Here is a 9,492-nt window from a genome sequence, read left to right as displayed (position 1 = left end):
TCTTGACCCGCGACGAGTTGCCGGGCTTTGTGGGGGTGGTCGAAAGGCAGCACAACGGCGATCTGCCGCGGATGGGGGCGCAGGCCGCGCCGGACGGCGCAGCCTCGGTCGCCGACGCCGCGGAAACCGCGGGCGCGAAGCCGCGATCCGCCGCTCCGCTGCTCGGCCGCGGCGGCCGAGCGCCGCGACGCAACCGCCGGGCGCTATAAAACTGCGCCGGGTCACTCCGCCCCCGTGAACTCGTCGCGGAGGAATTTCGCCGCTGTATCCCACTTGTCGGCGGCGGTGGGAAAATCGACCTTCATCGCCTTGATTGTCTGCGGCGTTTCCACTTTTGGCTTCACCGTCACTTTGGGGTTTAGCGGGATCTGTGCGCTCGGCCCGACTGCCAACTTGGCCTCAACCTCCGGCGACAGTAGATACTCGATCAAGCGCCGCGCCGCGGCAGGATGCGGGCAACCTTTCATGATTGCCAGCGTGTTGGGGATGAATAACGTTCCCAGGCCGCTCGGCCCTTGATCGGGATAGATAATTTCAACCGGTTGGCCGCTTCGAATCTCTTCCAGCGCGTCGTCGGTGTCGGTGAGGCCGAACGCGAGCTGGCCGTTGCCGACCGCGACGGCCACCTGCTTGTTGCCGCCGAGCACCTGAATGCGGTTCGCATTGAGCCGTTTGAAAAACGCCTCGGCTCGCCCGTCTCCCCAAACCGCGAAGAGGCAGGCCGCGTGCGTCGCGGTCGAGCCGAAAAGGGGCTTGGCGATTCCGGTTCGCCCGCGCCATTTCGGGTCGGCGAGATCTTCGATCGATCGCGGCCGCTCGGCTGGCGCGACGAGCTTGGTATTGACGATCAAGATTCTCGCCCGCGCGGCGAAACCGTGCCAATCGCCGTTGGCGGCGCGATAAATCGCAGGATAGCTTGCAGCGATCTCCGGGGAAAACGACTCCAGCAGCCCGAGCTTTTCCAGACGCAGCGTGTTAAGAATCTCGTTGTTCCAGAAGACATCGGCCCGCGGGCGGCCGCGCTCTTCGATGAGCGCCGTCACCAGTCCGACGGTCTTCGTCGATTCGGCGTCGTATTTGGGGAGAACCGCGATCGCGTTGCGGGAAGTGAACTCCTTGAAGATCGGCTCTGCAAACTCCGCGTCCTGCGCGGTATAAACGACCACCTCGGAATCCGACGCGGACCAGCAGCCTGACAGCAAAGGGCAGACGAGGAACAGAACAGGAGCAAGCAGAGGGAACAGAGGAAGAGATGCGGAGTTCAAACCCTCCGTTTTCTCTTTTCCCACCTGTTCAAAAAATGCATGACTCCTAGGTCCATGCTCAAAAACCGCCCGAATCGCCGTTCCCTTCATTGCAAACCTTCTCCTCGTGAAACGTCATCTTTGTCGTTTGGCCCAGAGCCAACGGCGACGGCACACCGCCGCGACAAGGCCGTCGTCGTTGTCTCCGGGTTAAACGATGGAATGCCATTTCGACCGCAATCCGATTGTAGCGTTACGGCCCGCGGTGTGCTTGGGAGGCGAGCCATCGCAGAATAGAATGAAGTGAACGTGATTATCTCGAATGACGCTAATAGCCGCGACGTTTTGCCGTGAAAGTCGCGTGCAGCGATCTTAACTTGCCCGATCGGATTATGGACGTTCGAAGCAAATTGTTGTGTCTCTGCGTGGCCGGCTATCTCTTGCTCTTGGCCGGCTGGCCGAAGTTTACCGCGGCCGAGTCGCCGCAGCCGCGGGCGATCGATGAATCCCGCGTTCGCGCGGCGGGGATTCGCAAACTTACCAGCAAGCGGTTGACGCTCTACACCGATATGCCGTCGGCGGCGGTTGTCGATGAATTGCCCGAAATCTTCGATCAGGCCGTTCCGCAATGGTGCGCTTATTTCGGCGTCGACGAATCGAAACTGGCCGATTGGCATCACACCGCCTGCTTAATGCAGGACAAGATGCGATTCGAAGCCAGCGGCCTGCTGCCGCCAAGTCTGCCACCTTTTCTGAACGGCTACACCGTCCGGCACGAATCGTGGGTCAACAACCAGACGACGGATAAGGGACAGATCGTTACTATCAGCGACTACTATCGCCGGCACTTGTTGCTGCACGAGGGAACGCATGCCTTCATGATCAACGTCCTCGTCGGCATTGGTCCGCCATGGTATGCCGAGGGGATGGCCGAGCTGCTGGGGACGCATCGTTGGCGCGACGGGCGACTGCAGCTCGACTATTTTCCTGCCCGGCCGGCGGAGGTATCGAAGCTGGGTCGGATCGAGCTGGTCGAGACCGACGTGGCCAATCACCGCGGCCGGACGCTGGCCGAGGTGCTCGCCTACGACGCCCATGCCCATTTGAAGGTCGAGCCGTACGCGTGGAGTTGGGCTGCCACGGCGTTTCTCGACAATCATCCGCGCTATCGCGATCGGTTCCACGAAGTCTGGCGCTTTGCCGCCGAGCGGAATTTCAATAAGCGGTTCGCCGAAAAATTTGCCGACGACGGCGCGCAACTGGCCGAGGAGTTTCAGGTCTTCGCGAGCGATATCACCTATGGCTACGACTTCAGCCGCACAGCCATCGATTTCACTCCCGGCAAGCCGCTGCCATCGAGCCACGCGCGCGTGGTCGTCGACGCCGATCGCGGCTGGCAGAACAGCGGCCTGATGCTTGAGGCGGGGACGACCTATCACCTGGCCGCCGCCGGGCGCTACCAAGTGGCCAAGGAACCACGCATCTGGTGGAGCGAGCCGGGGGGCATTTCGATTCGCTATTTCCACGGTAAGCCGCTCGGCGTTTTGTTGGGGGCAGTGCGACTGGACCACCCCGCAAACGGCGACAGCCCGCTCGCTTCGCCGATCGTGGTCGGATTGGGCGCAACGATCCACCCCGAGAAATCGGGCACCCTTTATCTGCGCACGAACGTTCCGTCCGGCGAATTCAAGTCTGCCGCCGGCTCGCTCACCGTGGAGATTAGCCGCGATTGACCACTCTGCCATTCACTTTGGTTCTTCGGTTCGCGAGCGAACCGGCTAACGAAAGCGAACCGGCTGAACGAGCGTTCTCGACTTCCGACCTCCGACTTCCTGTTTCCCGATGCAAACACTTCCTCCACTCCGCTTGGAGCCAATTTTTCGCCGCTACATCTGGGGTGGGCGGCGCTTGGGAACAGTGCTCGGCAAGCCGATCGGGCCGGAAGCCGATTATGCTGAAAGCTGGGAGGTCGTCGATCACGGGGCGGATCAAAGCCGAGTGGCTGCTGGCGCGCTCGCTGGAATGACACTCCACGAAATCGTCGGTGAGCACGGCGCGGAACTATTCGGCCGTCACGCGCCGCCAGTCAACTTTCCGCTGCTCTTCAAATTCCTCGACGCGCAGACGACTCTTTCAGTGCAGGTGCATCCAAACGACACTCAGGCCGCGCGACTGAATCCTCCGGACGCAGGTAAGACGGAGGCCTGGGTCGTGCTGGCTGCGGAACCCGGAAGCGTGATCTATGCCGGGCTAAAGAGCGGCTTCGATCGCCCGGCCCTGGAGCGAGAATTGGCCCGCGGCACTTGCGAACTGTGCTTGAATCGCTTCGAGCCGCGAGTCGGCGATTGCATCCTGCTTCCCGCGGGCACGGTTCACGCGCTCGGCGCCGGCTTGCTCATCGCCGAAATCCAGCAATCGAGCGACACGACGTATCGGCTGTTCGATTGGAACCGCGTTGGCCCAGACGGCAAGCCGCGTCCGCTGCATGTCCAACAGGCGCTCGACGTGATCGACTTCGACCGCGGCCCGGTGATGCCGGCCACGCCGGTGGCGACCGATCGGCCACAGGTTACGCGCCTGACGGCCTGCGACAAATTCATCCTCGACCGCTGGGACATCGCCCTGCCGCGCGAAATTGGCGGCGACAATCGGTTCCATATTCTGTCCGTGATCGAAGGATCGGTCACCGAGGATGGCGACCCGGCCATGCGGCCGCTGCGGCTGGGCGAGACGCTGCTTTTGCCCGCCGGCGCGGGCTCGATCAAGCTTTCGCCGCAGCCGCCGCATGCCGCGCTGTTGGACATCTATCTGCCGTAAGCGCAACCAGTGCAAGCGCGCTCGTTTAACCCGGAGCCAACGGCGACGGCGGACTGTGCAAAACTCGCGGTCGCCGTTGGCTCCCGGTTAAACTATTTGAGACGCAACCGTGCTAGCAGCCGGTTTGGCCTTCTTTGGCTAGCAACGTCCGCCTATAATCCCGCGGCTTTTCTCCGGCCGTTCGGCTGAATTTGTGTGCGAGGACTTTCCAATGCGGCACGGCAGCTTTCTTCTACTAACCTCGGCGCTTGGAATTGCCGCTACGGGTTGCTCGAGCAGCATCGCGCGGCCGAATTGGTTTGGCCAGCAGCCGCCGCAAGCCTATCAGCAGAATCAGGCCCAACGTTACGATCCATATCCGGACGACTCGCTTGGACCGCCGGTGCTCGGCGGCCGGCCGCGCGATTTCGATCGGCCGCGCGAAGTAGCGCCGCTGCGCCCGAATCCGGCGTTTGCGCCGATTGGCGGCGCCGCGCCGCCGGTGCAACTGCAACCGACGCCGGGTCCGTATTCGCCGCCGCCGTATTCTCCGACACCGTATCCGCAGACGCCCTACGTCGCGCCGCAGTATCCTGGCGCGCAGGCCGCGCCTGTAACGCCGGCGCCGGGCCAGTGAGTTAGTTCGGCGAGCGTAGTCGTTCAGCCCCTGCCTCTGGCGGTACTGGCCAGTTATGATGGAGACCGTTGCTTGGTCTCTCATTCGTTCGCTGGTGCGCATCATGTCTGATCGTTTCCAACCTCGTTCCCGGAATTCGACCAAGAACCAATCCAAGCCACTCCGTCGCAGGGGCAAGGCGTCGGCGGCGGGCGGCGGTGCGTCAGCGCTGCGCTTGATGCACCCTACGGGCTCGACGCACGCTTCGGATGCCGCGGACCCGGCCGGAGGAACGGAGCGGCTGCAGAAGGTGCTGGCCGCCGCGGGGATCGGCAGCCGGCGCAAATGCGAGGAGTTGATTCGTGCGGGCCGGATCACGGTGGATGGCCGCACCGTCACTGAACTGGGCACCAAGGTCGATCCGGACGAAGTCGAGATTCGCGTCGATGGCGAGCCCCTTCCGCGGACGAAACGGCTTTATTATCTCGTGAACAAGCCGACGGGCGTCGTCTCGACCAATCGCGATCCGTCGGGGCGGCGGCGCGTGATCGATCTCTTGCCGTTCCCCGAACGGCTCTTCACCGTCGGGCGGCTCGACTTGTCGAGCGAAGGGTTGATCCTTGTGACCAACGACGGTGAGCTGGCCAATCTGCTGGCCCATCCGCGCTACGGCGTCGAGAAGACGTATCATGCACAAGTCGTCGGAGTGCCCGAGCCGGAGGTGCTCGATCGATTGCGGCAGGGAGTGCACCTGGCCGAGGGCTTTGCCCACGCCAAGCGCGTGAGCGTGAAGAGCCAGCACAAGCAGAGCGCGCTGCTGGAAATCGTGCTCGACGAAGGCCGCAATCGCGAAGTTCGTCGCCTGCTGGCCCGCGTCGGGCACAAAGTGCTGCGACTGAAGCGAGTGGCCCTCGGGCCGCTGCGGCTGGCCGACTTGCCACCCGGGGAGTTTCGTCCGCTGAAGCGAGACGAGGTGCGGGCTCTCAAGGAAGCGGCGCGGGCTTCAATTCGGGCCGGAGGAGCCGATCCGCAACAAGCGGTCGGCAGTCGGCAGGAGGCGATTGCCAGGAGTCGGGCTTCGGTTCGCGCTGACGGAGCGAGCCCGGACGTTTCGGCCACAATCGCGACAGTGAGAGTTCCTCATTCCAAGCCGGGGCCGAGTCCAGCGGGACGGAAGCGCTTTGCGAGCCGCCGCCACGCGCCGCGCCGGTCATCTTGTCACCCTGTCACCTTGTCAACCAGTCAACAACGCTTCTCCGCTCGCCGGGAGCCGCCTCGATGAGCCATTCGTTGGAGGCGGCTTTCTACGCCGATCGGGCCGGATACTATTCGGTCGAGGTGCTGGAGAACGCTCCGCTGGCCAAGGACACTTGGCGAGTGCGCTTTCAGTGCCCCGAGATGGCGCGGCGGATCGTGCCGGGGCAGTTCCTCATGATGCGGTTGGCCGGCTGCGATGACCCGCTGCTCGGCAGGCCCCTCGCGCTCTACGATACGGCCGTCTCACCGGCCGGAGAGCCGTTCGGCATCGACGTGGTCTACCTGATGCTTGGCAAAATGACGAGCCGGCTGGCGCAGTTCGGCAACGGAGACACGCTGCAAGTCTGGGGACCGCTCGGAAACGGCTTTCAGCATGAGCCGGTCGAGCATTTGATCATGGTCGGCGGCGGTATCGGGCAAACGCCGTTCATGGCTCTGGCCAAAGAGTATCTCGGCGAGCGCCGCTATGGCGACCCGCCCCGCGTGATCCCTCGCGCCCAGCGCGTCACACTCTGCTATGGCGCCAGGCGGAGCGAGTATCTGGCTGGGGTCGAAGATTTCCGGCGACTCGGCGTCGAGGTGCATATCAGCACCGACGACGGCTCGGCCGGTCATCATGGCTTCGTGACCGAACTGCTGCGGCAGGTGCTCGATACGACCGAAATCGCGCCGCCCGCCGGTGTCGACGCGAACGATGCGATTGGCGGCGCGCGGCGAATCGTGGCCTGCGGGCCGGTCCCGATGATGAAAGCAGTGGCCCAGATCGCCCGAGCGGCCGCCGTTCCCTGCCAGGTGTCGCTCGAGACTCCGATGGCCTGCGGGATCGGCATCTGCTTCACCTGCGTCGCCAAAGTGCGCGAGCCGAACGGCAACGAATGGGACTACCGCCGCACCTGCGTCGAAGGGCCGGTGTTCGATGCGGAGCGAATCGTCTGGGATTGAACCGCCAAGAGGCCAAGGACACGGCGAGTTTTTATGAGGAGACCGGGAAGGCAGGAGAAAGAGCCGGAAATGAACTTAATGCGCTGAAATGTTTTTTCGGTTACGTGCCGTCACGAAGTTGACTCTAAGGTTCTTGCTTTCGGTCAATTCCCGTGAATCCCCGGCTCCCTCTCCTGCCTTCCTGGTTTCCTCATAAAATCTTCTTCTTGGCGTCCTTGGCGTCATGGCGGTTCAATCCTTTGCCGCGACGGTCTCGTGCTTTTCCAGGTATTCGATCGCCCGCTGGAGCTGCGGATCGACATAAGCACCGGCGGCGTGGGGCTGGGCGCGGTGAACGACGTCGCGCTCGGTGCGTTTCGTGATCATCGTTGCGGTTTGCTCCTTGCTCAACGGGACGGCCAACCCCTCATCGGGCATGACGCCCCATTCGTCCGTCTCCTTGGCGTCTTTGTCGCGATGGATGTTTTTGTTGCTGGGGCGCCAATAGGTCGCGGTGGTGAGCTTCAAGACCCCTTGATTCCCTTCCACCGGCAAGACCTTCTGCACCGTCCCCTTGCCGTATGACCGCTGGCCGGCGATCGCGGCCCGGTGATAATCCTGCAAGCAGGCGGCGACGATTTCGCTGGCGCTCGCGCTCATCGAGTTCACCAGCACAACCATGGGAAAACCGGTGTACGTGCCGGGACCGGTCGAGCGGTCGTCGGTCTGGATTCGCCCGTCGCGGCCGCGGGTGGTCACGACCGTCTTTCCCGACGGAATGAACTCGCCGCACACATCGACGGCCGCGTCGAGCCGGCCGCCGCCGTTGAAGCGCAAATCGACGATCAGCCCCTTGAGCTTGACCGGGTCGAGCGTGGCCAGCGCTGCCTTGAGTTCTTCGACCGTATGATCGCCGAAAGTCCTGATTCGGATGTAGCCGATCTCGGGATGCCCTTCGAGATGGAAGTTCCACGAATCGTCGGCGTTGCGAGTGTCGCCGAGAACCGAATCGACCTTGATCTCCGCCCGCTCGAGGGCGATATCGAACGGCGCCGGCTTGCTCGCTCGCTGCAACGTGAGCCGGACAGTCGTGCCAATCGGGCCGCGGATCTTGTCGGTCACGCGCTCCGAGTTCAGCCCTGCAATGCTCTTGCCGTCGATCTTGAGGAGCTGATCGCCGGTGAGAATGTCGGCCTTGTACGCCGGCGAGCCGACCATCGTGCTCATCACTGTCAGCGGCTTGCTGCTTGGATCGACCACGATCCCCACGCCGCCGTACCGCTGATCGATCAGCGAGAGAAATCCGCGGGCTTCCTCGGGACCGAAGAACTCGGAATGCTCGTCGAGTTCCTGGAGCATCCCCGTCACGGCCGAATCGAACAGCTTCTCGCGCGGGACCGGCTTGTAATACATCCGGTCGATCTTGTTGATGATGTCTGACAAATAGCGGCCGTATGGATTGTGATCCGTCACCTGATAACAGGCGAACGAGACCATCGCCACGGCGAAGATGACTAGGAAATTGCGACGCGACATGGAACGCGGCTCGGGACTGGGGGCTCGGGATTCGGAAAACGCACGCTGCGCGTGCCGGAGATGATCTCGGCGTTCCGCAAGCTGCGATTGCAGTGCAACAAGCATTATCGCGCCGCATGAAGCACGACTGCAAGGCCATGGGGGGACAGACGATGGCGGCGCGCTCTGCGTCAATGAAATATCTTGCATTTTGGCAACGCCTTCTGAAGGTCATTGACCCCGGCGTAGGTGACTGTCGTTCCACCCAGTTCCAGATCTTGAAGTTGGTTCAACCCGTTTAGGTGTATTAGGCCAGCATCGGTGACGTGTGTAACCACAAGCCACAATTTTTTGAGTCGCGTCAAGCCTTTGAGGTGCACCAGTCCGGCGTCGCCAACTCTAGTTCCGCTCAGATTGAGTTCCTTGAGTTGGCGCAACTCTTCGAGGTTTACCAACCCCTCGTCGGTGACGTTGTTGGAAATCAGGTACAGAGTTTCGAGTTGGGTCAAATCTCGAAGATAGACCAACCCTGCGTCGGTGACTTTCGTACCATCGAGGCTCACGAGTGCAACCTCACTGAAGAGATTCTCTCCGAGCAGTTTTCGCAGCCAATCTGGTCCGGGCGGCTCTGCGCCCGGAATCGGCTTCCCCGATCGATCAATTTGGTAGTCGTAAACCACGCTGCCGCCCAACTTGACGATCGCGTCCACGGCTTCCCGATCTCGGCGCTTCCGCTCGACGTTTCTGCCGAGCCAAGCGCACGGAATCGCGCAGATCAGGGTGAAGATCAGCAGCGAGCGAAGACTGAATTGGAACCAGTGGCGCTTGCGCTTCGGCGGGTGCGGTTTGGGCGGATCAACTTCCATTTCCGCATTATCCGCGACCGTCGGCTGCCGCAGCAAGGCTGCAAGAGCCGGCGCTTTCTGCGAGAGGCAAGCAATCTTCGGCCTTAAGGGCCGGCGGAGCCCAGCCCAGGGCGGAGCGAGACCGTCCGCTAGGACGGGCGAGCGAAACCCTTGTATGTTTCTTCGGCGCGAGTGATCGACGTACCCGTGGGTACGACGGAGAATGAAATTGTCACCGCCGTGGGACGGCCTGCGCAGCGGAGGCGAGCGCCAGCGAGCCGGAGCGGAGCGGGCCGTC

General features: G+C 62.6%; 9 protein-coding genes. 6 read left to right on the top strand and 3 right to left on the bottom strand.

Annotated features, from left to right (window positions below):
- A partial coding sequence (locus VGY55_03840; GenBank protein ID HEV2969096.1) for a hypothetical protein occupies window positions 1-209 on the top strand: 209 nt, incomplete at its 5' end.
- Window positions 210-221: 12 nt separating this feature from the next.
- Here the strand turns inward: VGY55_03840 and VGY55_03835 are convergent.
- Complete coding sequence (locus VGY55_03835) at window positions 222-1,166, bottom strand: extracellular solute-binding protein (protein HEV2969095.1); 945 nt, start codon at window positions 1,164-1,166, stop codon at window positions 222-224.
- Window positions 1,167-1,636: 470 nt separating this feature from the next.
- On the opposite strand from VGY55_03835, the gene VGY55_03830 reads away from it, so the two are divergent.
- The 5 genes from VGY55_03830 (at window position 1,637) to VGY55_03810 (ending at window position 6,855) form a co-directional block, all read left to right on the top strand.
- On the top strand, window positions 1,637-2,977 hold the full coding sequence (locus tag VGY55_03830) for a hypothetical protein (GenBank protein HEV2969094.1): 1,341 nt from the start codon (window positions 1,637-1,639) through the stop codon (window positions 2,975-2,977).
- Between the two features lie 109 nt (window positions 2,978-3,086).
- Window positions 3,087-4,061 carry a type I phosphomannose isomerase catalytic subunit gene (locus VGY55_03825; GenBank protein ID HEV2969093.1) on the top strand — a complete coding sequence of 325 codons (975 nt, stop codon included), beginning with the start codon at window positions 3,087-3,089 and terminating at the stop codon, window positions 4,059-4,061.
- Between the two features lie 211 nt (window positions 4,062-4,272).
- A complete protein-coding gene (locus VGY55_03820) occupies window positions 4,273-4,677 on the top strand; it encodes a hypothetical protein (GenBank protein HEV2969092.1) in 405 nt (134 codons plus the stop codon).
- A gap of 103 nt (window positions 4,678-4,780) precedes the next feature.
- Window positions 4,781-5,938, top strand: a complete 1,158-nt coding sequence (locus tag VGY55_03815; GenBank protein ID HEV2969091.1) for a pseudouridine synthase — start codon at window positions 4,781-4,783, stop codon at window positions 5,936-5,938.
- A complete protein-coding gene (locus tag VGY55_03810) occupies window positions 5,935-6,855 on the top strand; it encodes a dihydroorotate dehydrogenase electron transfer subunit (GenBank protein ID HEV2969090.1) in 921 nt (306 codons plus the stop codon). The genes VGY55_03815 and VGY55_03810 overlap by 4 nt, the downstream gene beginning before the upstream one ends.
- A gap of 231 nt (window positions 6,856-7,086) precedes the next feature.
- On the opposite strand, the gene VGY55_03805 is transcribed toward VGY55_03810, so the two are convergent.
- Window positions 7,087-8,370 carry a S41 family peptidase gene (locus VGY55_03805; protein HEV2969089.1) on the bottom strand — a complete coding sequence of 428 codons (1,284 nt, stop codon included), beginning with the start codon at window positions 8,368-8,370 and terminating at the stop codon, window positions 7,087-7,089.
- A gap of 170 nt (window positions 8,371-8,540) precedes the next feature.
- Window positions 8,541-9,215 (bottom strand): hypothetical protein, encoded by a 675-nt coding sequence (locus VGY55_03800; protein HEV2969088.1) that lies wholly within the window; start codon window positions 9,213-9,215, stop codon window positions 8,541-8,543.
- Between the last annotated feature and the right edge of the window lie 277 nt (window positions 9,216-9,492).

Source organism: Pirellulales bacterium (genome assembly GCA_035939775.1).
Taxonomy (GTDB): Bacteria; Planctomycetota; Planctomycetia; order Pirellulales; family DATAWG01; genus DASZFO01.
This window is presented reverse-complemented; position numbering and strand designations above follow the sequence as displayed.